The organism is Methylobacterium sp. 17Sr1-1, from assembly GCF_003173775.1.
GTDB lineage: Bacteria > Pseudomonadota > Alphaproteobacteria > Rhizobiales > Beijerinckiaceae > Methylobacterium.
Genome location: NZ_CP029552.1, coordinates 4,280,223 through 4,305,816 on the forward strand (window position 1 = coordinate 4,280,223; position 25,594 = coordinate 4,305,816).

At 72.3% G+C, this 25,594-nt stretch carries 25 protein-coding genes; 9 read left to right on the forward strand and 16 right to left on the reverse strand.

The features are described 5' to 3' along the window. Positions 1–30: 30 nt before the first annotated feature. Positions 31–1,197, reverse strand: a complete 1,167-nt coding sequence (locus tag DK412_RS19295; protein WP_162596248.1) for an MFS transporter — start codon at positions 1,195–1,197, stop codon at positions 31–33. An 80-nt stretch (positions 1,198–1,277) separates the two neighbouring features. Here DK412_RS19295 and DK412_RS19300 point away from each other — a divergent pair, with 80 nt between their 5' ends. Continuing rightward, positions 1,278–1,625, forward strand: coding sequence for a MerR family transcriptional regulator (locus DK412_RS19300; protein ID WP_109973263.1), 348 nt, complete (start codon positions 1,278–1,280; stop codon positions 1,623–1,625). 443 nt (positions 1,626–2,068) lie between these two features. Next, positions 2,069–2,341 (forward strand): CopG family antitoxin, encoded by a 273-nt coding sequence (locus DK412_RS19305; protein WP_109973264.1) that lies wholly within the window; start codon positions 2,069–2,071, stop codon positions 2,339–2,341. A gap of 20 nt (positions 2,342–2,361) precedes the next feature. Here DK412_RS19305 and DK412_RS19310 read toward each other — a convergent pair whose 3' ends face one another. Genes DK412_RS19310 through aspS form a run of 4 tightly spaced genes read right to left on the reverse strand, consistent with a single transcriptional unit; the run spans position 2,362 to position 6,489 of the window. Next, positions 2,362–2,658, reverse strand: a complete 297-nt coding sequence (locus tag DK412_RS19310; RefSeq protein ID WP_109973265.1) for a nucleotidyltransferase family protein — start codon at positions 2,656–2,658, stop codon at positions 2,362–2,364. 55 nt (positions 2,659–2,713) lie between these two features. Continuing rightward, positions 2,714–3,766: an acyltransferase gene (locus DK412_RS19315; protein WP_109973266.1), complete on the reverse strand. Its 1,053-nt coding sequence runs from the start codon at positions 3,764–3,766 to the stop codon at positions 2,714–2,716. Further along, complete coding sequence (locus tag DK412_RS19320; protein WP_109973267.1) at positions 3,760–4,665, reverse strand: glycosyltransferase family 2 protein; 906 nt, start codon at positions 4,663–4,665, stop codon at positions 3,760–3,762. The genes DK412_RS19315 and DK412_RS19320 overlap by 7 nt, the downstream gene beginning before the upstream one ends. Positions 4,666–4,674: 9 nt before the next feature. Continuing rightward, positions 4,675–6,489: an aspartate--tRNA ligase gene (gene aspS, locus DK412_RS19325; protein ID WP_109973268.1), complete on the reverse strand. Its 1,815-nt coding sequence runs from the start codon at positions 6,487–6,489 to the stop codon at positions 4,675–4,677. Between the two features lie 300 nt (positions 6,490–6,789). On the opposite strand from aspS, the gene DK412_RS19330 reads away from it, so the two are divergent. Together DK412_RS19330 and rnd are read left to right on the forward strand one after the other, a co-directional pair. After that, the gene (locus DK412_RS19330; RefSeq protein ID WP_245447094.1) at positions 6,790–7,176 is read left to right on the forward strand and encodes a hypothetical protein; all 387 of its coding nucleotides are present in this window, start codon (positions 6,790–6,792) and stop codon (positions 7,174–7,176) included. 86 nt (positions 7,177–7,262) lie between these two features. Continuing rightward, entirely contained in the window at positions 7,263–8,417 is a 1,155-nt protein-coding gene (gene rnd, locus DK412_RS19335; RefSeq protein ID WP_109973269.1) for a ribonuclease D, read from the forward strand. A gap of 188 nt (positions 8,418–8,605) precedes the next feature. Here rnd and DK412_RS19340 read toward each other — a convergent pair whose 3' ends face one another. Further along, positions 8,606–9,337: an SDR family oxidoreductase gene (locus tag DK412_RS19340; RefSeq protein WP_109973270.1), complete on the reverse strand. Its 732-nt coding sequence runs from the start codon at positions 9,335–9,337 to the stop codon at positions 8,606–8,608. Positions 9,338–9,438: 101 nt separating this feature from the next. Here DK412_RS19340 and DK412_RS19345 point away from each other — a divergent pair, with 101 nt between their 5' ends. Continuing rightward, the gene (locus DK412_RS19345) at positions 9,439–9,831 is read left to right on the forward strand and encodes a helix-turn-helix domain-containing protein (RefSeq protein ID WP_109973271.1); all 393 of its coding nucleotides are present in this window, start codon (positions 9,439–9,441) and stop codon (positions 9,829–9,831) included. Between the two features lie 102 nt (positions 9,832–9,933). On the opposite strand, the gene DK412_RS19350 is transcribed toward DK412_RS19345, so the two are convergent. Both DK412_RS19350 and DK412_RS19355 read right to left on the reverse strand, forming a co-directional pair. Then, complete coding sequence (locus tag DK412_RS19350) at positions 9,934–10,776, reverse strand: collagen-like protein (RefSeq protein ID WP_162596249.1); 843 nt, start codon at positions 10,774–10,776, stop codon at positions 9,934–9,936. A 133-nt stretch (positions 10,777–10,909) separates the two neighbouring features. Then, positions 10,910–12,049: a citrate synthase gene (locus DK412_RS19355; protein WP_109975378.1), complete on the reverse strand. Its 1,140-nt coding sequence runs from the start codon at positions 12,047–12,049 to the stop codon at positions 10,910–10,912. A gap of 100 nt (positions 12,050–12,149) precedes the next feature. Here DK412_RS19355 and DK412_RS19360 point away from each other — a divergent pair, with 100 nt between their 5' ends. Together DK412_RS19360 and DK412_RS19365 are read left to right on the forward strand one after the other, a co-directional pair. After that, entirely contained in the window at positions 12,150–13,529 is a 1,380-nt protein-coding gene (locus tag DK412_RS19360; protein WP_109973272.1) for a CoA transferase, read from the forward strand. A gap of 55 nt (positions 13,530–13,584) precedes the next feature. Further along, entirely contained in the window at positions 13,585–13,818 is a 234-nt protein-coding gene (locus DK412_RS19365) for a hypothetical protein (RefSeq protein ID WP_109973273.1), read from the forward strand. Positions 13,819–14,193: 375 nt separating this feature from the next. On the opposite strand, the gene guaB is transcribed toward DK412_RS19365, so the two are convergent. The 8 genes from guaB to DK412_RS19405 form a co-directional block, all read right to left on the reverse strand. Then, a complete protein-coding gene (guaB, locus tag DK412_RS19370) occupies positions 14,194–15,687 on the reverse strand; it encodes an IMP dehydrogenase (RefSeq protein WP_109973274.1) in 1,494 nt (497 codons plus the stop codon). Between the two features lie 195 nt (positions 15,688–15,882). After that, entirely contained in the window at positions 15,883–17,388 is a 1,506-nt protein-coding gene (locus DK412_RS19375) for an NAD(P)/FAD-dependent oxidoreductase (protein WP_245447096.1), read from the reverse strand. Beyond that, on the reverse strand, positions 17,385–18,287 hold the full coding sequence (locus DK412_RS19380) for an alpha/beta hydrolase (protein ID WP_109973275.1): 903 nt from the start codon (positions 18,285–18,287) through the stop codon (positions 17,385–17,387). Before DK412_RS19380 ends, DK412_RS19375 begins: the two co-directional genes overlap by 4 nt. A 3-nt stretch (positions 18,288–18,290) precedes the next feature. Further along, positions 18,291–19,109 carry an SDR family oxidoreductase gene (locus DK412_RS19385; protein WP_109973276.1) on the reverse strand — a complete coding sequence of 273 codons (819 nt, stop codon included), beginning with the start codon at positions 19,107–19,109 and terminating at the stop codon, positions 18,291–18,293. A gap of 82 nt (positions 19,110–19,191) precedes the next feature. Next, complete coding sequence (gene minE, locus DK412_RS19390; RefSeq protein ID WP_093566219.1) at positions 19,192–19,452, reverse strand: cell division topological specificity factor MinE; 261 nt, start codon at positions 19,450–19,452, stop codon at positions 19,192–19,194. Continuing rightward, on the reverse strand, positions 19,449–20,264 hold the full coding sequence (minD, locus tag DK412_RS19395; RefSeq protein WP_109973277.1) for a septum site-determining protein MinD: 816 nt from the start codon (positions 20,262–20,264) through the stop codon (positions 19,449–19,451). The genes minE and minD overlap by 4 nt, the downstream gene beginning before the upstream one ends. A gap of 152 nt (positions 20,265–20,416) precedes the next feature. Next, positions 20,417–21,208: a septum site-determining protein MinC gene (gene minC / locus DK412_RS19400; RefSeq protein WP_109975380.1), complete on the reverse strand. Its 792-nt coding sequence runs from the start codon at positions 21,206–21,208 to the stop codon at positions 20,417–20,419. Between the two features lie 209 nt (positions 21,209–21,417). Continuing rightward, the gene (locus tag DK412_RS19405; RefSeq protein ID WP_109973278.1) at positions 21,418–21,933 is read right to left on the reverse strand and encodes a CreA family protein; all 516 of its coding nucleotides are present in this window, start codon (positions 21,931–21,933) and stop codon (positions 21,418–21,420) included. 189 nt (positions 21,934–22,122) lie between these two features. On the opposite strand from DK412_RS19405, the gene DK412_RS19410 reads away from it, so the two are divergent. Both DK412_RS19410 and DK412_RS19415 read left to right on the forward strand, forming a co-directional pair. Beyond that, entirely contained in the window at positions 22,123–23,154 is a 1,032-nt protein-coding gene (locus tag DK412_RS19410; protein ID WP_109973279.1) for a DUF2865 domain-containing protein, read from the forward strand. A 104-nt stretch (positions 23,155–23,258) separates the two neighbouring features. Continuing rightward, positions 23,259–25,547, forward strand: a complete 2,289-nt coding sequence (locus DK412_RS19415; protein WP_109973280.1) for an OmpA family protein — start codon at positions 23,259–23,261, stop codon at positions 25,545–25,547. The last annotated feature ends 47 nt before the right edge of the window (positions 25,548–25,594 follow it).

The following is a 25,594-nucleotide window of genomic DNA, read 5'->3' on the forward strand; positions in this document are numbered from 1 at the left end:
CGTCATGCCCGCAGGATGGCTCACATTCCGTTAACCCTGCTCGCGCACCACCGCAGAGCGGCGGCTGTCGCGGGCGTTCAGGACGTGGACGACCAGCGCCAGAGCCGCCACCAGAGCCGCGACGGGTCCCAGGGCACGGGCCGACCAGAGCTGGATGACCCACCCGCCGAGAAGGCCCGCCACGCCGATGCCGAGATACAGGGCGGAGGCATTCAGGGACACCAGGATCTGGCCGACCTGCGGCGCCGTGGCGAGCAGGCGATGCTGCTGCGCCGGCAGCAGCAGCCATCCCGCGCTGTTCCAGACCGCGACGCCGAGGAGAGCGCCCGGCAGCGTCGTCGCCAGGGAGGGAAACACCGCGAGGATCCCCGTGACGGCGATCAGGCTCGTCGCGACCGTGCGGTTCGCGCCCCACCGGTCGGCGAGCCAGCCGCTGAGCCCGTTGCCGATGGTCCCGGCGATGCCGAACGCGCACAGGACCAGGCTCAGGGTCCGGCCCTCGGCATGCATCGTCTCGGCCAGGAGCGGGCCGATATAGGTGTAGACGGTGAAGCCCGCAGTCATCGCCAGGGTCGTGACGATCAGCGTTCCGGGGACCTGCGGCAGGCGCAGGGAGCGCACGCGCTCGCCGAGCGTGACCGCGGGCGGAGCCGGGAGCTCGGGAAGCCGGAGGGCGAGCCCCGCGAGCGCCGCCACGCCGAGACCCGTGACCAGCCAGAAGGCGGCGCGAAAGCCGCCAGGCTCGCCGAGCCACGTTCCGACCGGTACCCCGACGATGGTGGCGACCGTGATGCCGCCCATGACGACCGACAGGGCTCGTCCCCGATGGGCCGGCCCCGCCAGGATCGCGGCGGTGACGGAGGCGCAGGGCGTGTAGGCCGCCGATGCCACGGCGGCCACGATCCGGCCGGCCATCAGCATCGCGTAGCTCTCGGCCAGAGCCGCCATCGCGTTGCCGACGATGAAGACGGACAGGGCGACGAGCAGAAGGGTGCGGCGCGGCAGGTTCGCCGTCAGGGAGGCCACGACGGGAGAGCTGATCGCGTAGACCACCGCGAAGACCGTGACCAGCTGACCGGCGGCGGCCACGCTCACGTCCAGCCGATGACTGATGTCTTGCAGGACGCCGGCCACGATGAACCCGTCGGTGCCGATCGCGAAGGTTCCGACTGCCAGAAGGGCGATTCTCGACCACATGCCGTCACTCCTTGAACCGGGCATGCGCCGATCGCTAAAGGGTGACAGCGCTGTCAGGGTCAAGCCGGGTCGGAGGGGTGATGCAGATCGGTGAATTGTCGCGCCGGACGGGCGTCAGCGTGCGGATGCTGCGCTACTACGAGCGGGAGCACCTGCTGCAACCGGCCCGCCGGACCTCCGGCTACCGCGATTACGGCGAGGACGACGTCCGTCTGGTCGAGCGCATCCGCGCCCTGAGTGCCGCCGGCCTCACCCTCGCGACCGCCCGGATCGTCCTGCCCTGCGTCGACGATCAGGGACAGCGCTTCCAGCCCTGCAAGGAGGTTCGCCCGGCGCTGGAGCGGGAGATGCACCGCATCTCGGACAAGATTGCCACGCTGGAGAAGAGTCGCCAGATTCTGATGGATTACCTCAGCGACGCGGGATGATCGACATCTTGATGCTTGAGATCGAAGCTGTAGCAGATCGTGTCTGACTTGAAGTTTTCGGCGATGAACAGCACCTGATACCGTCTTCGTTTGATCTGTTCCGCGTCAAATAGAGCGCGGGATCCCCTCTCCCGTGTGGGAGAGGGGTAGGGGTGAGGGTGGCGCGCTTCCGAGTAAAGCTCGAACCGTGGTGTTGGCAGATCAACGGTTCATGCTTAATCCTGAACCCGAGCCACCCTCACCCCCAACCCCTCTTCCACACGGGAGAGGGGAGACGCGCTCAATATTTATCTGACTGTATTAAGCGGAAGTCGTATGATTTCCATCAAGTGTTGCCCATCGGGCGGCCTTTTGCATGTAAATCAAGTCCATACGCCGCGGCAATCAGCAATCAATCAGGCCGATCAGCGCCCGCTACATGCATCGCAAGGAGGCGGATTCATATGAACAACAACAAGATCCCTGACTTCCACACTGATGCGGAAGCCGAGACATTTCTCGATCAAGATCTATCCGGTCTCGATTTCTCGCAATTCAAGCCGGTCCAGTTCGAGTTCTCACCAAAAACGGAGCGCGTAAACATGCGCTTACCGAAGGAATTGCTCGACGCCGTCAAGGCTTCGGCCTCTCGGGAGGGGATGCCGTACCAGCGCTTCATCCCCCGGGTGCTCGAACACGCGGTGTCTCAGCCTGACGAGAACAAGACGGAGCCGTGAGTCGCCGGCAGCCGGCCGGATTAAAAAACCTTGACCGCCGATCGCTCGATGCGCGCACGCAGCCGCGGATGCAGACTGTCGCGGGTGGTCACGTCGACTTCGGTCCCTAGTTGCTCCTCGAGGAAGAGCTTGATGCCAACGAGGTCGAAGCCGTTGAAGCGGCTCTTGGGATCGTAGTCGATGAACAGGTCGAGGTCACTGTCCGGCCGGGCGTCGTCCTGGGCGGTCGATCCGAACAGGTAGAGCGACGTCGCGCCCATGTCCCGCATGCTGTCGGCATGCGCCTTGAGCTGGATGAGGGCGTCGTCGCGAGTCATGATGCCATGATACCGCGCCGCTCGTCGCGACGCCACAGGTCGCGATCGGGAACGCTCAGGCCATTGCCTCACGCCGGCCCATCAGCCGCGCCTTCCATCCCAGAGCCGGCCGCTCGACGAGGCGCCAGGACAGGGCCGCCACCGCCAGCGTCAGGGCCAGCGACGGCCCGAGCAGCCACCACGCCGACGCCGCCGGGAACAGCGCGTGCAGGCTCTGCTGCACCGGCCAGCCATAGAGATAGGTGCCGTAGGAGAGGTCCGCCCGCGGGTCGAGGGCCGGGTGGCGGACCGGGGGGTTGAGGCCGAGGCAGAGCACGCCGTAGGCCTCGGCGAGGAACAGCAAAGGCGCGTAGAGGGCTGTGCCGTGGGCGAGGCCCGCGAGGACGAGGAGCGCGAGCGCCAGGGGCCAGCTCAAGGGCGCCCGGTCGGCGCAGAGGAAGAGCATGGCCCCCGCCGAGAAGATCAGCGGCAGGCGCAAGCTCGTCTCCAGGGCCTTCGGCATCTCGCCGTCGCGCAGGCCCGCCGCCGCGAGCGCCACCGCCAGGCCGGCGACGAGCACGGGCGCGAGCCAGCGCCGGCGCAGGGTGCCGAGCAGTCCCGCCGCCAGGAGGCCGAGATAGCACAGGACCTCGTATTTGAGCGTCCAGACCGTGCCCATCGGGAAGCGGAACGGATTCTCCGAAAAGACGCCCGGCAGGGCGGCGTTGCTCTTGAAGGTGGTAAGCGTGCCGGAAATGAAACGCCACAGGCCGGGATCGGCCCAGTAGGCGGAGAGCGGCAGGTTCGTCATCAGGCTGCCGAGGCCGAGCGCGACGGCGAGCGTCGCCGCGACGAGCCCGGGGACGATGCGCAAGGCGCGGGCGACGACGTAGTCGCGGGGACCGCGCCGCATCAGGCTCATCGTGACGAGGAAGCCCGAGACGGCGAAGAAGCCGTTCACCGCGTGCTCGCCCAGCGTGTAGCCGGTCAGGCGCGTCAGCGGCTCGTCGAGGATATGGCCGGTGGTGACGCTGAAGGCGTGCGAGACCACGACGAGAAGGGCGAGCGCCAATCGCACCGCCCCGAAGGCGTTGTGCGGCTGCCTCAGGCCGGCGGCGACCGTCACCATGCACCGGCCTCCGGCTGAACGGCCGGATCCCGCGCCAAGCCCTCCTGCGCCAGCGCGCTGCGGCCCTGGCGCGCCGCCCAGGCGCCGGCGACCGAGCCGCCGTAGCGCTCGAGTCCCGAGCGGCGGAAGGCGAGCGCCGCGAGGAGCGCCTTCACGCCGTTCTTCGCCAGCATCGCAGCCGTGGGATCGGGCAGGCCGTACTTGCGCGAGACGTAGGCCCGCGACCAGGCCTGGTGCCAGCGCGAGCGGCGCACCCTCCCCCGCTCCGGCGCGCTCGAGGCGCCGCGGCCGTGGAGCGCCACCGCGCCGTGGACGTGGACCAGCGCCTTGCCCGCATCGGCGATGCGGCGGCAGAGGTCGTCGTCCTCGTAGAACAGGAAGATCTCAGGGTCGAAGCCGCCGAGCGACAGGAAGAGGTCGCGCCGCACCATCAGGCAGGCGCCGGAGAGGAACGGCGCACAGGCGTCGCCCTCCGGCGGGTGGAGCCGCCCGCCCGGGTTGGTCAGGTAGGGCGCGAGCAGCGAGCGCGGCTGGTAGAAGAACCGCCCGTCAGGCTCGACGATGCGGGGCGCGAACAGGCCCGCATCGGGATAGGCCTCGGCCGCGGCGAGGAGCGCGTCGGCGGCGCCCGGCTGCAGCTCGACGTCCGGGTTGACGATCAGGGCGTATTCGGCCCGGCCCGCCGCCCAGATGCCGGCATTGTTGGCCCGGCCGTAGCCCTCGTTGCGCGGCAGCCGCAGCACCCGCGCGCCGAGACGGGCGGCGAGATCCGCCGAACCGTCGCGGCTCGCGTTGTCGACGACCAGCGCCGGCACATGCTCGCGGGCGAGCGCGGCGAGACAGGCCGGCAGGACGCCGGCGCTGTCATGCGCGACGACGACCGCGACGAGACCGGGCACGTCCGCCGATCAGCCCTGCTTCTGCGGCAGGTTGAGGCGGATATGCAGCTCGCGCAGCTGCTTGGGCCCGACCTCGGAGGGCGCGCCCATCATCAGGTCCTCGGCGCGCTGGTTCATCGGGAACAGCACGACCTCGCGGATGTTCGGCTCGTTGCAGAGCAGCATCACGATGCGGTCGACTCCGGGCGCGATGCCGCCGTGCGGCGGGGCGCCCAGCTTCAGCGCGTTCAGCATGCCGCCGAACTTCGCCTCCAGCACTTCCCGAGGGTAGCCGGCGAGGCCGAAGGCCTTCTCCATCACCTCGGGGCGGTGGTTGCGGATCGCGCCCGACGACAACTCGATGCCGTTGCAGACGATGTCGTACTGGAACGCCTTGATGCCGAGGATCGTCGCGTGGTCCTCGGGATCGAGGGCCATGAAGGCGTCGTGGTCGAAGTTCGGCATCGAGAACGGGTTGTGCGAGAAGTCGACCCGCTTCTCGTCCTCGTTCCACTCGTACATCGGGAAGTCGGTGATCCAGCAGAAGGCGAACTGGTCCTTGTCGGACAGGGCCAGCTCGTCGCCGACGCGGATGCGCGCCTTGCCGGCGAGCCCCGCCGCCTTGGCCTCGGGCCCGGCGGAGAAGAACACCGCGTCGCCGGCCTTGAGCCCGGCCTTGGCGGCGATGGCGGCTTGCGCCTCCGCCGGCACGAACTTGGCGATCGGCCCGCGGCCGGTGAGCGTGCCGCCCTCCTCCTCGAACACGATGTAGCCGAGGCCGGGCGCGCCCTCGGAGCGGGCCCAGTCGTTGAGCTTGTCGAAGAACGAGCGCGGCTGCGACGCGGCGCCCGGGGCCGGCACCGCGCGGACCACGCCGCCGGCCTTGATGGCGTTCTTGAACGCGTTGAACGTCACGTCGTCGCGCAGGAACTCGTCCGTGACGTCGGCGATGACGAGCGGGTTGCGCAGGTCCGGCTTGTCGACGCCGTATTTCAGCATCGCCTCGGCGTAGGGGATGCGCACGAAGCTCGGCGAGACGCGCTTGCCCTCGGCGAATTCCTCGAAGACCGAGCGCAGCACCGGCTCGACCGCCTGGAACACGTCCTCCTGGGTGACGAAGCTCATCTCGATGTCGAGCTGGTAGAACTCGCCCGGCGAGCGGTCGGCGCGGGCGTCCTCGTCGCGGAAGCAGGGCGCGATCTGGAAGTACCGGTCGAAGCCGGCGATCATCGTCAGCTGCTTGAACTGCTGCGGCGCCTGCGGCAGGGCGTAGAACTTGCCCGGATGCAGGCGCGACGGCACCAGGAAGTCGCGCGCCCCCTCCGGCGAGGAGGCGGTGAGGATCGGGGTCTGGAACTCGAAGAACCCACCCTCGCGCATCCGCCGGCGCAGCGAATCGATGATCGCGCCGCGGCGCATGATGTTGGCGTGCAGCTTCTCGCGGCGCAGGTCGAGGAAGCGGTACTTGAGCCGCGTCTCCTCCGGGTATTCCTGGTCGCCGAAGACCGGCATCGGCAATTCGGCGGCGGCGCCCAGCACCTCGAGGTCGGTGATGTAGACCTCGACCGCGCCGGTCGGCAGCTCGGCGTTCTCGGTGCCGACGGGCCGCTGGCGCACCCGCCCGTCGATGCGGATCACCCACTCCGAGCGCACGGCCTCGGCCGCCTTGAAGGCCTCGGAATCGGGATCGATCACGCACTGGGTGATCCCGTAATGGTCGCGCAGGTCGATGAACAGCACGCCGCCATGGTCGCGGACGCGGTGGCACCAGCCGGAGAGGCGGACGGTCGCGCCGACGTCGGACGGGCGGAGCGCCCCGCAGGTGTGGGAACGATAGCGGTGCATGGGCGTGTCTTGACTGTCCAGAAGCGCGGCTGTCTCGACCGGGCCCGGAACCGGGCGCGCGGGCGGGCCGCCTGCACGTTAAAGCGTGTGGGCACCCATTCGCGAAGGGGGGAACGAAGTCAAGCGCGGGGCCTCGATCCGGCCCCGTTCGCGCTTGTGGAACAAACAACGAACAACTATATTATCCCCATGGATCAGAACAGCTTTTTCGGCTCCTTCGAGCCGCACCCCGACCCCCTGCCGGATCCGCCGCGGGCCGCGCCCGCGGCGGCCGGAGCGCCACGACCGGAGGCTCGCGCCATGCCGACCGAGAGCCGAGACATGTTCATGGAGCGCCAGCCCGCGTTCATCGAACGCCAGGACGGCGCCTGGCGGGTCCTGCCGATCGAGGGCCGGTTCGAGCTCGTCTACGAGGACGGCAACGGCGCCTGGAGCGTGCGCCGGCTGCAGGCGCACGAGTTGAAGATCGGCCCGGGCCGGGTGCTGGTCGGCGGCACCGACCGCGACCGGGACGGCTACCGGGGCTTTCGCGCCGACCGCATCCACCGCCTGACCGACCGGGACACCGGCGAGCGGGTGGAGCGCAACATCCTCGACTGGCTCACCCGCCGGGCCGAGAGCACGCGGCGGGCCCGTGCCGCGGCCCTGCGCCGGGAGGCGCGGCGGAGCGGGCCGCGCGCGGCGTGATTTCGGGTGACCGCGCCGCGCAATCCCCATAACCCACGGTGTCGGTCTCTCGCGCTGGGCGGCCGGCTCCGCTATAGCCGATGGTCATGAAGCTGATTACTTCGACGGAAGAACTCGCCTCCGCCTGCGCGCGATTCGCCACGCAACCCTTCGTGACCGTCGACACGGAGTTCATGCGCGAGACGACCTACTATCCGAAGCTGTGCCTGATCCAGATCGCGGCACCGGACGGGTCGACCGCGCTCGTCGATCCGCTGGCCCCCGGGATCGACCTCGCGCCGTTCTTCGCGCTGATGGGCGACGAGCGGGTGCTGAAGGTCTTCCATTCGGCCCGGCAGGACCTCGAGATCATCTGGCTCCTCGGCGGGCTGCTGCCGCAGCCCTTCTTCGACACGCAGGTCGCCGCGATGGTCTGCGGCTACGGCGATTCGGTCTCCTACGAGCAGCTGGTCAACGACGTCGCCAAGGCGAAGATCGACAAGTCGTCGCGCTTCACCGACTGGTCGCGCCGCCCGCTCTCGGACGCGCAGCTGAGCTACGCGCTGTCGGACGTCACCCACCTGATCAAGGTCTACGAGACCCTGGCCCGCGAGCTGATCGCCACCGACCGCGGCGCCTGGCTCGACGAGGAGATGGCGGTCCTCACCTCCCCCGACACCTACCGGGCCGATCCGGATCAGGCCTGGCGGCGGCTGAGCAGCCGGATGCGCAAGGCCCGCGAGATCGCGGTGCTGATGGAGGTGGCGGCCTGGCGCGAGCGCGAGGCGCAGAGCCGCAACGTGCCGCGCGGGCGCATCCTGAAGGACGAGGCGGTGATCGACATCGCCACTTCGGCGCCGCGCAACGTCGAGGCGCTCGGCCGGCTGCGCACGATCCCCGCCGGGTTCGAGCGCTCGCGCACCGGCGCCGACATCCTGGCCGCCGTCGAGCGCGGCCTGTCGCGCGACCCGGCGGGCGTGCCGATCCCTGAGCGCGGCCGCGCCCGCAGCGGCGGCAACGGCGCGCTGGTCGAGCTCCTCAAGGTGCTCCTGAAGGCGGTCTGCGAGGACGAGCGCGTGGCGCCCAAGATCATCGCCACCGTCGACGACCTCGAGGCCCTGGCGGAGGACGACGCCGCCGACGTGCCGGTGCTGCACGGCTGGCGCCGCGGGTTGTTCGGCGAGAAGGCGCTGGCCTTGAAGGCCGGGCGTCTGGCGCTGTCGGCGGAAGGCGGGCGCGTGGTGGTGCGGGAGCTGCCTTAGAACGTCGTCTGACGAGGCGGATACCGCTTCGTCGAAGGCATGCGGCCGCAATTAAAGCCCTGTGACACCATCCGATGGCAATGCCACGGTATGCACCCGTGCGGCAACGCGATCGGACGGTCTTGCGGCGGTCCGCTCCGGCGACGCTTCCTGGCCGAAGCGGACACGCTGACACCCCGATCGAGACGCTAGACTTGTCGCATCCCGCCATCGACGCATAGTTCGGCCCCCGCGACGAAGCTCGCCTCGTCGCTCAGCAGGAACAGCGTGGCCGCCGCCACCTCCTCCGGACGCGCCATGCGGCCGAGCGGGATCGGCGCGATCAGCGCGGCCCGCGCGTCCTCCGGCACGCTCGCCATCATGGCGGTGTCGGTCGGGCCGGGGGCCACCACGTTCACGCGGATGCCCTGCGGGGCCAGTTCCGCCGTCCATGTGCGCGCGTAGGACCGCAGCGCCGCCTTCGTCGCACAGTAAGTCCCGTAGGGCGTGATGCCCGCGGCGTCGGCGATCGAGCCCATCAGCACGACGGACGCACCCGGCCCCATCGCGCCCAGAGCCGCCTGCAATCCGAAGACGGCCCCACGGACGTTGACCGCGAAGTGCCGGTCGAAATGCTCGGGCGTCCCGTCGCGCAGGGTCGCCGGTTCCGAGATGCCCGCATTGAGGACCAGCGCGTCGATCCGGCCATGCGTCTCCCGGACGACCGCCACGACGCGCTGCAGATCGTCGCGTTCGGCCGCATCCGCGACGAGACCCCGCGCACCGCGTCCGATCCTCGCGGCAGCGGCCTCGACCTCGTCGGCGGAACGCCCGGTGAGGACGACCGACGCGCCCTCGATCGCCAGCCGCTCGGCGACCGCGAGACCGATGCCCTTCGCCCCGCCGATCACGAGCGCAATCTTGTCCACCATGCGAGCCATCGCGGCATCCCTTTCATCTGCGATGGCGCATGAGATACATATCGTATACCTGCTATCAAGAACGCACTTGAGATAGACTAGATACTTGGGATAGCCTAGATATGCGCGATGATACCGATCTCGATGCCGCGTCCGCATGCGCGCTCGCGGACATGGCGCGGGTCCGTCCGGTGCTGGACAAGATCGCCGACAAGTGGACGATCCTGATCCTCACGGTGCTGTGCCCGCGACCGTCGCGGTTCAACGCGATCAAGCGGCGGCTCGACGGCATCACGCACAAGGCGCTGGCGGACGCGCTGAAGCGGCTGGAGCGCAACGGTCTGGTGACCCGGACCGTGCTGCCGACCGCACCGATCGGCGTCGAGTATGCGATCACCCCGCTCGGCCACTCGCTGCGCCAGCCCTTCGAGGCGCTGTGCTCGTGGGCACTCGACCACGGTGCGGCGATCGAGGCGGCCAACGACGGGTATGACAGCATCAAAGCGCGGCCGTGACGGGGCGTCTGCCGTCGGCTCGCCGGATGTCGCAGCGCTGTGTCCACCCGCGGCCGGCCTCCCCCGCCCGGCCCGGTGCATCGGTATCGGAGGCCATCGATATCAGTAGACGTCGCCCTCCGCCGGGGCGGCGGCAGGTGCCGCTCGGCTGGCCGGCGCCTGCGGGGCCTGGGGGCGTGCCGCAGCGGCCGGCGCGCGGACGACCGGACCTGCCGGTCCCGCGGGCCCCCGCGGGCCAGGTGGTCCCGCCGGGCCTGCCGGCCCGCGCGGCCCCGGCTTGCCGGGGGCACCGGCCGGACCCGGTGGGCCGGTCTCGCCCCGCAGACCCGGCGCGCCCGGCAAGCCCGCCTCGCCGCGTGGCCCGGCTTCGCCCGCAGGACCCGCCTCGCCCCGTGCGCCCGGCTCTCCCGGCGTGCCGGCCGGGCCTGGCTCGCCGCGCAATCCCGCCTCGCCGCGCGCCCCGGCGGGACCGGCCGGGCCCGGAGGACCGGCCTCGCCCCGCGCGCCGGCTTCGCCCCGTGGCCCCGGCGGGCCGGTCTCGCCGCGGGGCCCCGGAGGGCCCGCCACGGTCCTCACCTCCGCCCGGCCCTCGGGGCCGGCAGCGCCTTTGGGGCCTTCCGGGCCCGCGGGTCCCCGCTGGCCGCACTCGCCCACCACCGCGCCGCGCTCCTGGCGGCCGGCGCGCAGGGTCACGATGCAGGTCGCCGGGTGGTAGACGAGGCGGAACTCGAACTTGCCGCGGGAATCGGCTCGTGCCGTGAAGCGGCCGTCGAGGCTGACCTCGGCCTCCGCCTCGTCTGCGGTGCCGAGCACCCAGAGCTCGCCCGCGGTGATCCGCGCCGCCAGGACCTGGATCTCGGCCCGGGCCGGCGTCGCCGCCATCAGGCAGGCCGCGAGGGCCGCGCCCGATAGCAACGCGGAGCGTCCGGTTCCGCCGCGCACCATCGCCCGCTCCCGCATCCTCGATCCTGGGCCCAAAGTGTTTTTCCGCGCGGCGGAAAGTCAAGCACGGCCGAGTTTCGAGCACAGGCACGATGGTCGATGGTCTTCCCCGATGGTGGCGCTTGACCGGGCCGCGTCACGGCTCGGGCCCGACATAGACCGCCCGCGGGCGGATCAGCCCGCCGGCCTGGCGCTGCTCGAGCCCTTGCGCGATCCAGCCGGCCGAGCGGCCCAGCGCGAACAGCCCGAAGGCGCTGCCCCGCGGCAGCCCGAGCCGCCGGCGCAGGGCGACGAGGGCGACGTCGAGGGCGGGCCTCGCGCCCGTCAGCTCCTCGGCCGCCGCCGCGATCGTCCGCAGGCGCGGATCCTCCGCGAGGAGCGGCGCGAGCAGGGCGGCGGCCCGCGGATCGCCGGCGGGATAGAGCGGATGGCCGAAGCCCGGCAGGGACTCGCGGCCGGCGAGCTGGCGGCGCAGGGATGCGGCCGGGTCGGCCCCGTCGAGGGCGTCCCACAGGGCCTCCACCCGCGCGGTCATGCCGCCGTGCCGGCTGCCGCTCAGTGCCGCGAGGCCGCCGATCACCGCCGCGCGCAGGCTCGCCCCCGCCGAGGCGACGCACCGCGCGGTGAAGCCCGAGGCGTTCAGCTCGTGGTCGGCGCACAGGACCAGGGCGCGGCGAACCGCCTCCGCCCCGGCGGAATCCAGGCCCCAGGCCGTCGCGCATTGGCGGTGGAGCGGCGCGGCGTCCGGCGCCCGGCCGGTGACGCAGGCCGCGAGCACCCGGACCAGGGCGCCGCATCCCGCGGCGAGCCGGGCCGGATCCTGCTGCCAGGAGGCCGTCGGCGCGTCCTCCGTCGCGGCCGCGAAGGCGCCGACGAGGTCGCCGCCGGGCGGCGCGGCTCCGGACATCTCGGGCCCGAAGGCGGCGTCCTGCGGCAGGGCCCAGAGCCGGGCGGCCGCCTCCTCCAGGGTCGCGGTCCGCGACAGCGCCACGGCGTCGGTGCCGCGATAGTACAGGCAGCCGTCGCGGATCAGCGTGACGGTGGTCTCCATGACCGGCAGGCCCCAGTCGAGGGTGGCGCGGGCCACCTCCCGCGGACGCCGGCCGCGATGGCGGGCGGCGGCGAGGCGAGCGACCGCGTCCGCCGCGTAGGCCCGCACCCGCGGATCGGCGGTCGGATGCGCCTCGATCAGGCCACGGCTGACATAGGCGTAGAGGGTCTGGCGGCTGACGCCCAGGCGGGCGGCTGCCTCGGCGGCGGTGAGGTAGGCGGTCACGGACATCCTCGCGGACGCGACGTTGATTCGGGTAATCAAGATTGACGATCTGACCCCGTCGGCGCGCTTCTGTCACGACAGGCGAACGCGGGAGCGGGTGATGACGAGGGAAACGGGCAATCCAGCCTTCGGGGCGATCCTGGGAGCGATCCGGCGCGGCCTCGGCGTCGAGGCCGCGCCGCCGGTGACGGTGACCGGGGCGGGCGCCCTCCCGTCGGTCTACCCGGTCAGCGACCTTGCGGCGGCCTCGGTCGCGGCGGCGGGGCTGGCGCTGGCCGAGCTGATGGAGAACCGCTTCGGCCGGCATCCGGGCGTGACGGTCGACCGGCGCCTCGCCGCGTTCTGGTTCGCCCGCTCGCTCCACCCGCGCGGATGGGCGCTGCCGCCGCTCTGGGACCCCGTGGCGGGCGATTACCGGGCGACGGATGGCTGGATCCGCCTGCACACCAACGCGCCGCATCACCGCGACGCGGCCCTGGCGGTGCTCGGCACCGCGCCGGAGCGGGAGGCGGTGTCGGGCGCCGTGGCGGCCTGGCGGGTGGACGACCTCGAAGCGGCGGTCGTCGCGGCCGGCGGCTGCGCCGCCGCGATGCGCCCGGCCGCCTCCTGGGCCGCCCATCCGCAGGGAGCGGCGGTGGCGGCCGAGCCCCTGGTCGCCTGGGAGGCGGGCGGGGCCGGCGAGGCCGGCCTGACGGGGGCGCGGCCCGACCGCCCCCTCGCTTCCTTACGCGTCCTCGACCTGACCCGGGTGCTCGCCGGCCCGGTGGCGACCCGCTTCCTCGCCGGGTTCGGCGCGAGCGTGCTGCGCCTCGATCCGCCGGGCTGGGAGGAGCCCGGCGTGGTGCCGGAGACGACCCTCGGCAAGGCCTGCGCCCGCCTCGACCTGACGAACCCGGCCGGGCGGGCACGGTTCGAGTCGTTGCTCGCGACGGCGGACGTGCTGGTCCACGGCTACCGGCCGGACGCGCTGGCCCGCCTCGGGCTCGACGAAGCGGCCCGCGCCCGCCTGCGGCCGGGCCTGATCGACGTCAGCCTCGACGCCTATGGCTGGAGCGGGCCATGGCGGGGACGGCGCGGCTTCGACAGCCTGGTCCAGATGAGCAGCGGCCTCGCCGAGGCCGGGATGGTCCGCGCCGGCGCCGACAAGCCGGTGCCGCTGCCGGTCCAGGCCCTCGACCACGCGACGGGTTACCTCATGGCAGCCGCCTGCCTGCACGGGCTGACGCGGCGCCTCGCGACCGGGCGCGGCTCTGCGGCGCGGCTGTCGCTCGCCCGCACCGCCGCCCTGCTGGCCGCCGCACCGGCGGCCCCGGCCGAGGCGGCGCCCGCCGCCCCGGAGCGGGGGGATTTCGCGGAGGTGCCGGAGCCGACCGGCTGGGGCCCGGCCTTGCGCCTGCGCCCGCCGCTCGCCCTCGACGGCGTGCCGATGGCCTGGGACCGGCCCGCCGGCCCCCTCGGCGCCGCGGCGCCGGCCTGGTGAGGAACAGGGCCAGTCGGCCGGAGTTGGCCGGGCTCATCCGCGACAGGAGAAGCCCATGGCCGGCGAGAAGCCCCACGGCGACAAGACCCACGCGCAGAACATCCGCCTGATCGAGGGCAAGGACGGCCCCAACGTCCCGGCCGGCGGCGGCGCCCGCATCCGCACCAGCGCCGATCCGACCCGGCCGCCCTCCACCCACCAGGAGAGCCGCGACCACAACAAGCACAACCACCCGGGCCAGGACGGCCACCGTCCGCAGAAGCACGGCCCGGCGGAGGAGAAGCCGTGATGGATCGTCGGGCGATCGGCTGCGGCTTGCTCGGAACCTGAACTCCTCGGCTCCGCCGCACGCCGCATGCCGCAGGCGCAATGGTTTATCGAGAGCCACGCCGCCCTTTCCCGGACGACTGAACCGAAGTGGAAGGAGATCCGGGATCCAGCGCAAAAAGTCGCGAAGCGTCTGCTTGTCTGCGACGATGCAGCATTCAGAGCCGCTTCGCGGCACTTCTCCCCTGGATCCCGGATCTCCTTCCGCTTCGCTGCAGTCGTCCGGGAAAGGGGAGTGGCTCGTGATAGACCGACTGCCGGCACATTTTGTCCGGCAGTGCGAAGGACCTTACCTTCAGACGACCCTGCGAGGCGGACCCGCCGGTCACCCCGCCGCTTACACCCGCCCCGGATAGTTCGGGCTCTCGCGGGTGATCGTCACGTCGTGGACATGGCTCTCGCGCAGGCCCGCATTGGTGATGCGGATGAACTGCGCCTTCTCCTGCATCTCGGGGATCGACGGGGCGCCGACATAGCCCATGGCGGCGCGCAGGCCACCCGAGAGCTGGTGCAGCACCGCCGCCACCGGGCCCTTGTAGGGGACCTGGCCCTCGATGCCCTCCGGCACGAGCTTGTGGGTGTCGCTGACCTCGGCCTGGAAGTAGCGGTCGGCCGAGCCGCGCGCCATGGCGCCGACCGAGCCCATGCCGCGATAGCTCTTGTACGAGCGGCCCTGGTACAGGAAGACCTCGCCCGGGGCCTCGTCGGTGCCGGCGAGCAGCGAGCCCAGCATCGCCACCGAGGCGCCGGCGGCGATCGCCTTGGCGAGGTCGCCCGAATACTTGATGCCGCCGTCGGCGATCACCGGCACGTCGGCCTCGTTGCCGGCCTCGACCGCCTCCATGATGGCGGTGAGCTGGGGCACGCCGACGCCCGCGACGATGCGGGTGGTGCAGATCGAGCCCGGGCCGATGCCGACCTTGATGGCGTCGGCGCCGGCATCGATCAGCGCCTGGGCGCCCTCGCGGGTCGCGACGTTGCCGGCGATGACCTGCACGGCGTTCGACAGGGTCTTCACCCGGCGGACGCTCTCCAGCACCTTGGCCGAGTGGCCGTGGGCGGTGTCGACCACGATCACGTCGCAGCCGGCATCGATCAGGCGCTCCGCCCGCTCGAACCCGCCGTCGCCGGTGGTGGTGGCGGCGGCGCACCGCAGGCGGCCCTGCTCGTCCTTGATCGCGTTCGGGTAGGCGACCTGCTTCTCGATGTCCTTGACGGTGATCAGGCCGATGCAGCGGTAGTGGTCATCGACGACGAGCAGCTTCTCGATGCGGAACTGGTGCAGCAGGCGCTTGGCCTCGTCCTGGGTCACGCCCTCGCGCACGGTGATCAGCCGGTCGCGGGTCATCAGCTCGGCGACGGGCTGGCTCTGGTTGGTGGCGAAGCGGGTGTCGCGGTTGGTGAGGATGCCGACGAGCTTGCCGCGCGAGCCGTTGGGGCCGCGCTCGACCACCGGGATCCCCGAGATGCCGTGCTGGCGCATCAGCCCGTAGGCGTCGGCCAGGGTCTCGTCCGGGTGGATGGTGATCGGGTTGAGCACCATGCCCGACTCGTACTTCTTGACGAGGCGGACCTGCTCGGCCTGCTCCGGCGGCTCGAGGTTGCGGTGGATCACCCCGAGGCCGCCGTTCTGCGCCATCGCGATGGCCATCCGGGCCTCGGTCACCGTATCCATCGCCGAGGCGATGATCGGCATGTTGAGCCGGATCGAGCGGGTGAGGCGGGTGCCGAGATTCACCTCGGCCGGCATCACCGAGGATGCGGCGGGGCGGAGCAGGACGTCGTCGAAGGTCAGGCCCTCGATGATCGTATCGGTGCCGATGCGGGCCATGAACCAACTCCTCGTGCGTGCGGCCCTTACGGAAGCCGCCAAATCGGGTCGCCCCGGGCGATTGGCCTGGCAGATGCCTGGCAAAAGCCTGGATTGAGTTGGCACCGGCCGATAGCACGCGTCTGTGACGGGCGCAAAGCGCTATCGCCGCAGCGCAGCGATGCGTCCAAAGACTCTTGCAACCGGGACCAGCGCCTACGCCGGGGTGAGGACGAACTCGCCCCAGTCCGGCACCCGCATCGCGCGCTGATACGCCGTCACCGTGCCGGGCCACAGGGCGATGTTGCGCCCGGCCGCGTCCTGGTACCAGCTGGCGCAGCCGCCCTGCTGCCAGATGCTGCCGGCGAGCCGCCGCTCGAGATCCGCGAGGTAGCGCGCCTGCGCCTCCGGCGACGGCTCGATCGCCGCGAGGGTGCGGGTCTTCATCTCGGCGAGGCAGGCGAGCACGTACTCGACCTGCGCCTCGATCATCAGCACGACCGAGTTGTGGCCCAGCCCCGTATTGGGGCCGAGCAGCATGAAGAAGTTGGGGAATCCCGCCACCGCCACGCCGCGATGCGCCGCGACCCGCTCGCCCCAGGCGCGGGCCAGGATCAGCCCGTCGCGGCCGACCACCGGTACCCGGGCGAGGGAGGCGGTGGTGTCGAAGCCGGTGGCGAGCACCAGCACGTCGAGGGGGTGGTGGCGGCCGTCCTGCATCGTCACGCCGTCCGGCGTGACGGCGCGGATCGGGCCGGTCTCCAGCGTCACGTTCGGCCGCGTCAGGGCCGGGTAGTACTCGTCGGAGAGTAGCACCCGCTTGCAGCCGAGGCGGTAGGGCGGGGTGAGCTTTCCGCGCAAGTCGGGATCGGCGACCTGCCGGCGCAGGTGGTGCCGGCTCGCGGCCTCGGCGAGGCGGGTGAGTCCCGAGACCCGGGTGAAGCCCAAAGCCGCCCGCGCCTCGCGCACCCGGAACTGGATCTCGCGCACGAGGCGGCGCACCGGCGGCAGGCGGCGGAACAACGCCCGCAGCCGCGGGGCGATCGGCCGGTCGTTGCGCGGCATGACCCAGGGCGGCGTGCGCTGGAACAGCACCAGGCGCTCGACCTCGGGGGCGATGGCCGGCACGACCTGGATCGCACTCGCCCCCGTGCCGATCACCCCGACGCGCTTGGCCATCAGCGAGACGCCGTGGTCCCAGGAAGAGGTGTGGAAGAGGGCGCCCAGGAAGGTGTGCAGGCCCGGAATCGACGGAATGGCCGGGTGGTGCAACGCCCCCATGCCGGAGACCAGCACCCGCGCCTCCAGCGGGCCGCGATCGGTCTCGACTCGCCACAGCGCGCGCGTGCCGTCCCAGACCGCCCCGGTGACCGCGGTGGAGAGGGCGATGTGCTTCGCGAGATCGAACCGCGCGACCAGCTCGCGCAGGTAGGCGGCGATCTCCGGCTGGCCGGCATAGGTGCGGGTCCAGTCGGGCTTCGGGGCGAAGGACAGGGCGTAGAGATGGGCCGGGATGTCGCAGGCCGCGCCCGGATAGGTGTTCTCGTGCCAGGTGCCGCCGACCGCCTCCGCCTTCTCGACGACGAAGAGGTCGTCGATGCCGGATTGCCGGCACCGGATCGCCATGGCGAGGCCGGAGAAGCCGGCCCCGATCACCAGCACCGCGAGCGGCTTGTCCGGCCAGGGCGCCGGCTGCGGCGTGGTGGCGGGCGTGTCCGTCACCGGACCGCCTCCGGGGCTTTGACGTGGCTCTCGAGGAAGGCGGCGGCCTCGGACAGGGAGCGGCGCGCCTCCGGCAGGAACGACTGCGCCAGCTGCCAGGCATGCGGCACCACCGGCCAGACCGTCACGGTGGCGGAGCCGCCGGCGGCCTTGGCCTTCTCGGCGAAGCGCACCGAATCGTCGCGCAAAACCTCGCGGGCGCCGACATGGAACAGCAGCGGCGGCAGCCCGGCGGGGTCGCCGCGCAGCGGCGAGACGAGCGGGTCGGCGGGGTCGTGCCCGCCGAGATAGAGGTCGACGAGGTGCTGCAGCTTCGTCGGATCGAACATCGCGTCGCGGCGGGCATTGCTGCGCATCGAGTCGCCCTCACCCAGCATGTCGGTCGAGGGCGAGAACAGAACGGCGGCCTGCGGTTGCGGCAGGCCGTCCCGGCGCGCCCGCAGCATCAGCGCCAGCGCCAGGTTGCCGCCGGCGGAATCGCCCGCGATCCCCGCCGGCCCCGAGGCGGCGAAGGCGGACCAGCAGGCGGCCGCGTCGTCGAGGGCCGCCGGAAAGGGATGCTCGGGGGCGAGGCGGTAATCGGGACAGAACACCCGGAAACCCCTGAGCGCGAAGGCGCCGGTGATCGGCCGGTGGGTGCGGGGCGAGCAGGCGATGAAGCCGCCGCCGTGCAGGTAGAACAGCCGCGGGGCGTCCGGTGCGAGGCCGGGGCGCTCGACCCACTCGCCCGCGATCCCGCCGACGCTGCCCTCGCGGAAGGCGAGGCCGGGCGGCTCGGGAAAGCTGCCCGAGTTGAGGACCCGGCGGATCGCCGCGACGTCGCCCCCGGCGCGGGCGACCTTCGGCCGGACCTGCCAGCGGATGATCCAGTCGAAGACGTGGGCGCGCAGGCTCGGCATGCATTACTCCATGGCGCGGGCGATCAGCGACCAGTACCGCACCGGCATCAGGCGCTGGATCAGCGCCACCTGGGCGGCGTCGCGGCCGACGATGATGCGGGGCTCCCGCCGGGCGATGCCGCGCAGGATGCGCGCCGCCGCCGCCTCGGGGGGAAGACGCAGGTGGCGCTCGACGGCGGCCTTGCCGCTGGCGACCTCGGCGGGATCGAGGCGAGGGCCGACGCGGGCGTTGCGGGCGATCGCCGTGGCCACGCCACCCGGATGCACGACGCTCACTCCGAGGTTGGTGCCGGCATATTCATGCCGCAGCGCCTCGGAGAAGCCGCGCACCGCGAACTTGCTCGCCGCGTAGGCCGCCTGGCCCGGCGGGGCGACGAGGCCGTAGAGGCTCGAGAGGTTGACGATCTGCGCCGCCGGCCGGCTCTCCAGAACGGGGAGAAAGGCGCGGGTCATCCGCACCACGGCGCGGAAATTGACGTCCATCAGCCAGTCGAAGTCGTCGAGCTCGACATCGGCGAAGCGGCCGGCGAGCGCCACGCCGGCATTGTTGATCAGGAGGTCGAGCGGCCCGTGCCGGGCGGCGACCGCCTCCGGCAGCGCGGCGACCGCCGCACAATCCGTGATGTCGAAGGCATGCGTGCCGACGTCGCGCCCGAGCGCCCGCACGGCGGCCTCGCTGCGGGCGAGACCGTCGGGATCGCGGTCGACGAGGACGAGGCGGGCCCCCTTCCGGGCGAGGCCGAGAGCCAGGGCCGCGCCGATGCCGCTGCCGGCCCCGGTGACCAGGGCCAGCTTGTCGTGCAGTGGGAAGGCGTCCGCCAACAGCTCGCTCCGTCCGGCTCCGGAGCGCCTGAATCGCCCGGTCCGGCCGTGAGCGCAAGGCCTCGGGGCATTCCCCGAGTGATCAGGCTGCCCGGTGGACGGCCTTCGGCAGCTCGACGTCGATCTCCAGGGTCGAGACGGCGTCGCCGCGCTCCATGGTGATCTTCACCTTCTCCTGGTCGATGGCGACGTGCTTGGCGATCACCGCCAGGATCTCCTCGCGCAACACCGCCACCAGGTCCGAGCGGCCGAAACCGTTGCGCTCGTGCGCGAGAAGGATCTGGAGCCGCTCGCGCGCCACCGGCGCGGTGCCGCGCCGCGACAGGAAGCTCAGCAGGTTCATGCCGCCCTCCGGGGGAAGAGTTTGCCCAGGATCGACCGCTTCTCGGACGGAACAATCATCTCGACCGTCTCGCCCTTGAGCCGCCGCACCGCGTCCGTGTAGGCACGGGCCGGGGCGCTCTGGGGCGCGTTCAGCGTCACCGGGCTGCCGAGGTTCGAGGCCTTGAGAACCTCCTCGCTCTCCGGGATCACGGCGAGCAGCGGGATCGACAGGATCTCGAGCACGTCGTCGATCTTCAGCATCTCGCCGCGCTCGGCCCGGCTGGGGTCGTAGCGGGTGAGGATCAGGTGCTTCTCCAGCCGCTCGCCCTTCTCGGCCCGCTCGGTCTTGGAATCGAGCAGCCCGATGATCCGGTCCGAATCGCGCACCGAGGAGACCTCGGGGTTGGTGACGACGACCGCGATGTCGGCGTGGCGCATCGCCAGCGTCGCGCCGCGCTCGATGCCGGCCGGGCTGTCGCAGATCACCCAGTCGAACTTTTCGCGCAGCTCGCCGATCACCCGGGCGACGCCCTCGTCGGTGAGCGCGTCCTTGTCGCGGGTCTGCGAGGCGGGGAGCAGCGACAGGGTGTCGAGGCGCTTGTCGCGGATCAGCGCCTGGGGAAGCTTGGCGTCGCCCTGGACGACGTTGATCAGGTCGTAGACCACCCGGCGCTCGGCGCCCATGATGAGGTCGAGGTTGCGCAGGCCGACGTCGAAATCGACCACGCAGACGTTCTGCCCGGCTTGCGCGAGGGCGGCCCCGAGGGCCGCCGTCGTGGTGGTCTTGCCCACCCCGCCCTTGCCGGACGTCACCACTATGATCTTGGCCATGGACAATGCTCCCCCCGGACAATCGGGATGATGCGGCGCCCCGGATGCCGGGTCGCGCGCTCACGGGGTTGTTCGAGTGTCGTGTTCGGGTGTGTCGGCCGGGCGGGCCGGAGCGCGTTAGGCGCCCGCGAAGCCCCGTCCGGCCGTTGTCGTCAGTCGAGGGCGGCCATGCGGAGGGTTTCCCCCTCGAGCCAGACCTGGACCGCCTTCTTGCGCAGCTTCGGGTCGGTGGTGTCGGCGGTGCGGAACAGGCCGTCGATGCCGATCAGTTCGGGCTCGAACTTGCGGCAGCAGATCCGGGCCCGGGGGTTGCCGCCCGCACCCGCGATGGCGCGGCCGCGCAGCGCCCCGTAGACGTGGATCGAGCCGCCGGCCAGGATCTCGGCGCCGGAGGCGACCGAGCCCATCACCGTCACGTCGCCCTCGGGGTGGTAGACCGACTGGCCGGAGCGCAGCGGGGTCTCGAGGACGAGGGAGTTGGGCTTGCGCGGCTCCGGCGGCTTGACGGGTTCCGGCGGCTTGGCCTCGGCGACGTCGGCGTCCGGCTCCGCCATCGCGGCCGGGCGTCCGCCGCTGAGCAGCGGCGGCAGCGCCGGGCCGAGCCAGGCCGGCTCGGCCTTCTCGACGCCCATGATGCGGATGCCGCGCTGCTTGAGCTCGTCGACGAGGCCGGCGATGTCGGGCGTCGCTGCCGCGGCATCGTGATCGTCCTCGGCGGGCTCGGCCGCCTCGGATCCGGCCGCGTCCCCCCGGAGGGAGTCCTTGGCCAGGCCCGAGACGTCCAGAATCACGGCGCGCTCGGAGAAGAGCGTCGGCGAGCGCTGCACCAGGGCATCCAGGTGCGAGAACCAGTCGCCGAGCGGCGTCTCCGGCGCGAGCACGAGCGCCCGGAAGGAGCGGCCGCGCAGCGGGAGGGAGGGGCGAGTGAGGCTGATGCTGGTCACGGCGGTTGACGAGTTGTTACCGGGAGCCATGAAGCGCGCAGCATGGTTACCGGATCGTTAATGCTGTCCCGAATCGGCATGAGGCGGGCCGGCGGGGCACGGGCGCGGCGGCGAGCCCGGGCCCGGAGGCACGATCCGGCGCGGACGAAAAAAGGCCCGCGCAAGCGCGGGCCCGGACACGAAGCAGCAGAGGTCGGCGGCGCGGAGGGTCAGCCCAGGAAGTCGCCGCATTTCGGCGGCGCCTCGGTGCCCCACGGCATCAGCGGCACCGTCGAGGTCGAGTTCTTCGGCGAGCCCTGCACCACCTTGTCCGAGTAGACCATGTAGATCAGGGTGTTGCGCTTGGCGTCGCAGCCGCGCACGATCTGCATGCTCTTGAAGATCAGCGAGCGGCGTTCGCTGAACACCACCTCGCCCTGCTTCATCTTGCTCTTGAACTTGACCGGCCCGACCTGGCGGCAGGAGAGCGAGATGTCGGAGACCTCCTCGGCGAGGCCGAGCGTGCCCTTGATGCCGCCCTTCTCCGGCTGGGTGTAGTGGCAGGCGACGCCGGCCACGTCCGGGTCGTCGATGCCGTAGACCACCAGCTTGTCGTTGGGTGTCAGCGGCCGCCAGACGGTCGATTTGTCGAAGATCCGGTCCGGCTCCTGGGCCAGCGCCGCGCCCGTGGTGAGCCCGAGACAGGCCACCCCGCAGAGAGCCGTGAGACCCCGCCGCCACACCATCGCATCAACCTTTCCTTGAAGAAGCTTAACGTATGTAGGGAGGCTGTCGCACGGCGGCGAGGGCGGTTAGAACGGAGCCGTCCCGTCCTGCCACGCTTGGCGTCCCCGCCCGCGGGGCGGCTCGTTCTCGTCCGCCGCCCTCCTCTCAAGGGCGGATCGTCCTCGCATCACGGCCGGTCCCCGAACGCCATGCCGCTGCTACGCCTCACGGTCCGGCTCATCGCCGGCGTCCTTGCGATCCTCTCCTTGTGCCAGGCGGCCCTGGCCGAGCCCAACGCGGCCGCCTGTCAGCGCTTCCGCGCCGAGCTCGCCGGCCTGCAGCGGGATTCGAACCGCGGCCAGATCGAGGAGATCCAGCAGCTCGTCGCCTACCGCCAGTCGATCGGCTGCGAGGGTGGGCGCTTCCTGTTCTTCGACATGCGGCCGCCGCAATGCGCCCAGGTCGAGCAGCGCATCCGCGCCCTCAATGCCGGCTACGGCGCCGGCGCCCGCGAGGTCTCGAACGCCCGCCGCGAGCAGCTGATCGCTGCCGTCAAGGAGTCCTGCACCGGCCTGCAGAGCGCCGCGGCCTCCCAGCCGAAGCCCGCCGACGGGTTCGGGCGCGGCGGCTCGCAGGTGATCTGCGTGCGGATGTGCGACGGGGCCTATTTCCCGATGCCGAACCTGCCCGACGGGCGGGAGGGCGCCGACGAGATGTGCCAGGCGCTCTGCCCCGGGGCCGAGGCCGCCGCCTACTCGATGCCGCCGAGCGACGGCGGCCTGACCCAGGCCGCCGCGATCCAGACCAAGCGCGCCTACTCGGCCCTGGCGAACGCCTTCAAGTTCCAGAAGACCTTCGTGCCGAACTGCTCGTGCAAGGGCACGCAGACCTGGGCGCAGGCCCTGGTCAAGGCCGAGAGCATGCTGGTACGCCACAAGGGCGACATCTTCGTCACCCCGGCCCAGGCCGAGGCGATGTCGCGGCCGAAGGTGCGCCTGAGCCTGGTCGGCCGCGCCGACCGGGCCGCCGCGACCCTGGCCGCCACCGCCGCCACCCGGGTCGAGGACGGTACCGCCGAGGCTGCGGAATCCGCCCGCCCGGCCACCCCCGAGGAGCGTCCCGCGGTGCGGATCATCGCCCCGAACCTGATCCCGGTGCCGCTCACCGCCAAGGCGGACGGCCCGCAGGCTGCCGTGGCGGCGGTCCCGGCCCCGGGCGCCGCTCCCGTCGCCACCCCGTGACGCCGCCCGGCCCGGCGCGAGCGCCCCGGGCCGGTTGACCGCAGGGAACCAACTCGCCGTCAAGGTGTTCGAAGGGACCGACGACGGACGAGAGGTTCCACCCGATGCGCCCTGCCCGCGCGCTGCTGCTGACCGGCACGATCCTGCCGGCGCTGCTGCTCCAGCCGATTCTGGCGAGCCAGGCTCTCGCCAGCCAAGCTCTTGCCGGCCACTCTCTTGCCGGCCCATCGGCGGTGCGAGGCGACGACGTGATCCGGCTGGCCCAGGGCGGGCCGGGAGAGCGCGGGCCCGGCGGGCCGGGAGGCCCCGGTGGTCCGGGCGGACCCGGAGGTCCCGGGGGCCCAGGCGGTGAGCGCGGGCATGGCGGCCCCGGCGGCCCGGGCGGCGGACCGCGCCCGGAGCGGGGCCCGGCCGAGCGGCCGGAGCCGCGCGAGCGCCCCGAACCGCGGCAGGAACGCCCCGAGCCCCGGCAAGAGCGGCCGGAACCCCGACAGGAGCGGCAGGCGCCGCGGCCCGAGCCCCGCGAGCGCCCCGAGCCCCGACAGGAACGCCCCGAGCCTCGGCAGGAGCGACCCGAGCGGCCGGAACCGCGCGAGCGCCCGGCGCCGCCTCGCGAGCGGCCCGAACCCCAGCAGCGGGAGCGGCCCGAACCGCAGGAGCGCGGCCCGCAGGGCCGTCCGGATCGGCCCGAGCGGCCGGATCGCCAGGAACGCCCCGATCGCCAGGAACGCCCCGATCGTCAGGAGCGGCCGGACCGTCCCGATCGCCCGGAGCGCCCCGATCGTCAGGAGCCGCGCGGCCCGCGTGGCGAGGAGCCCGGCCGTCCGCCGGCCCCGCCGCAGGATCGCGGCCCCGCCGCGCGTCCCGACCAGCGGGAACGCCCCACTCCCGACGCGCGGCCGGACCGCCGCGACGATCGTCCCGATGCGCGCGACGAGCGCCACGGGCCGGACGCGCCGGGCCAGCGCGGCCCGGGCCAGCCGCCCGCACCCGGTCAAGGACCCGAGCGGCAAGGTCCCGATCGCCAAGGTCCCGATCGCCAAGGGCCCGCTCCCGGCCAGCCCCCTGCCCCGGGCCGCGCGGCGCCGCCGGCGCCCGGCGAGCCGCTGCCGGGCGCTCCGGGTCGCGGACCCGGCCGGCCGGACGCCCCCGGCGCCGGCCCGAACGGCGCGCCGCTGCCGCCCAATCAGCAGCCCGGCGTGCCGGGCCGGCCCTTCGTGCCCGGCGGCGCCGGCACGCCGTCCGACGGCCGCGACTTCGACCGGCGCGACCCGCGCGATCAGGACCGGCGCGATTTCGATCGTCGAGACGGCCGCGACCTCGATCGACGGGACGGTCGCGACTTCGACCGCCGCGGCGACGACAGGCGGGACTTCGACCGGCGCGGCCCCGACGACCGCGGCGACCTGCCCGGCGGGTATCGCCGCGACGCGCCGGACTACGTCCCGGGCGGCTTCCGCCGTGGCGACATCGACGTGCGCAGCTACGACGACGTCCGCCGCGCCCGGCGCGAGTACAACGAGAACGGCCGCCTGATCATCCGCGAGCCCGGCCGCGTGATCGTGCGCGACGACGACCGCTACTTCCTGCGCCACGACGAGACCGAGCGCTTCCGCCTGCTCGACCGCGACGCCCGCATCGAGCGGCGCGGCCGCGACACGGTGACGATCATCGACCGCCCGGGCGGCTACCAGGTCTTCACGGTGGTGGACGACGACGGCCGGTTGCTGCGGCGCTACCGCCGCGGCCCGGACGGACGCGAGGTGGTGCTGATCGACAATTCCTACGCGGGCCCGCCGCGGTCGATCCAGCAGGACGTGGTCGTGCTGCCGCCGCCCGACATCCGCATCCCCCGCGACCGCTACGTGGTCGAGGCGGAGCGGGCCGACCAGGGCGCGATCTACGAGGCGCTGACCGCCCCGCCGGTCGCACCGGTCGAGCGGCGCTACACCCTCGATCAGGTGCGCTACAGCCCGACCCTGCGCGCCCGGATGCGCAGCGTCGACATCGACACGATCACCTTCGACACCGGCTCGTGGGAGGTCACGCCCGATCAGGCCCAACGCCTCGCCACCATCGCGGCGGCGATCAACCAGGCGGTCCAGAACAACCCGCAGGAGGTTTTTCTGATCGAGGGCTACACCGACGCGGTCGGCGCCGACGTCGACAACCTCTCGCTCTCCGACCGGCGCGCCCAGTCGGTGGCCGAGGTGCTGACCCGCGACTTCAAGGTGCCGCCCGAGAACCTGACCACGCAGGGCTACGGCGAGCAGTACCTGAAGGTGAACACCCAGAGCGCCTCGCGGGAGAACCGCCGGGTGACGGTGCGGCGCATCACTCCGCTGATCCAGCAGCAGCAGGCCCAGCAGCAACCGCAGCAACAACAGCGCTGAAGCCGCGCGGGGGCTGCCCCTGTCGATATGAACGCTGTCCCCGCCCC

What these genes read in the sequence shown, in the direction of transcription:
- DK412_RS19295 (WP_162596248.1), bottom strand. Translation starts at nt 1,197, where the DNA reads ATGTGGTCGAGAATCGCCCTTCTGGCAGTCGGAACCTTCGCGATCGGC.
- DK412_RS19300 (WP_109973263.1), top strand. Translation starts at nt 1,278, where the DNA reads ATGCAGATCGGTGAATTGTCGCGCCGGACGGGCGTCAGCGTGCGGATG.
- DK412_RS19305 (WP_109973264.1), top strand. Translation starts at nt 2,069, where the DNA reads ATGAACAACAACAAGATCCCTGACTTCCACACTGATGCGGAAGCCGAG.
- DK412_RS19310 (WP_109973265.1), bottom strand. Translation starts at nt 2,658, where the DNA reads ATGACTCGCGACGACGCCCTCATCCAGCTCAAGGCGCATGCCGACAGC.
- DK412_RS19315 (WP_109973266.1), bottom strand. Translation starts at nt 3,766, where the DNA reads ATGGTGACGGTCGCCGCCGGCCTGAGGCAGCCGCACAACGCCTTCGGG.
- aspS (WP_109973268.1), bottom strand. Translation starts at nt 6,489, where the DNA reads ATGCACCGCTATCGTTCCCACACCTGCGGGGCGCTCCGCCCGTCCGAC.
- DK412_RS19330 (WP_245447094.1), top strand. Translation starts at nt 6,790, where the DNA reads ATGCCGACCGAGAGCCGAGACATGTTCATGGAGCGCCAGCCCGCGTTC.
- rnd (WP_109973269.1), top strand. Translation starts at nt 7,263, where the DNA reads ATGAAGCTGATTACTTCGACGGAAGAACTCGCCTCCGCCTGCGCGCGA.
- DK412_RS19340 (WP_109973270.1), bottom strand. Translation starts at nt 9,337, where the DNA reads ATGGCTCGCATGGTGGACAAGATTGCGCTCGTGATCGGCGGGGCGAAG.
- DK412_RS19345 (WP_109973271.1), top strand. Translation starts at nt 9,439, where the DNA reads ATGCGCGATGATACCGATCTCGATGCCGCGTCCGCATGCGCGCTCGCG.
- DK412_RS19350 (WP_162596249.1), bottom strand. Translation starts at nt 10,776, where the DNA reads ATGGTGCGCGGCGGAACCGGACGCTCCGCGTTGCTATCGGGCGCGGCC.
- DK412_RS19360 (WP_109973272.1), top strand. Translation starts at nt 12,150, where the DNA reads ATGACGAGGGAAACGGGCAATCCAGCCTTCGGGGCGATCCTGGGAGCG.
- DK412_RS19365 (WP_109973273.1), top strand. Translation starts at nt 13,585, where the DNA reads ATGGCCGGCGAGAAGCCCCACGGCGACAAGACCCACGCGCAGAACATC.
- guaB (WP_109973274.1), bottom strand. Translation starts at nt 15,687, where the DNA reads ATGGCCCGCATCGGCACCGATACGATCATCGAGGGCCTGACCTTCGAC.
- DK412_RS19380 (WP_109973275.1), bottom strand. Translation starts at nt 18,287, where the DNA reads ATGCCGAGCCTGCGCGCCCACGTCTTCGACTGGATCATCCGCTGGCAG.
- minE (WP_093566219.1), bottom strand. Translation starts at nt 19,452, where the DNA reads ATGAACCTGCTGAGCTTCCTGTCGCGGCGCGGCACCGCGCCGGTGGCG.
- minD (WP_109973277.1), bottom strand. Translation starts at nt 20,264, where the DNA reads ATGGCCAAGATCATAGTGGTGACGTCCGGCAAGGGCGGGGTGGGCAAG.
- DK412_RS19405 (WP_109973278.1), bottom strand. Translation starts at nt 21,933, where the DNA reads ATGGTGTGGCGGCGGGGTCTCACGGCTCTCTGCGGGGTGGCCTGTCTC.
- DK412_RS19410 (WP_109973279.1), top strand. Translation starts at nt 22,123, where the DNA reads ATGCCGCTGCTACGCCTCACGGTCCGGCTCATCGCCGGCGTCCTTGCG.
- DK412_RS19415 (WP_109973280.1), top strand. Translation starts at nt 23,259, where the DNA reads ATGCGCCCTGCCCGCGCGCTGCTGCTGACCGGCACGATCCTGCCGGCG.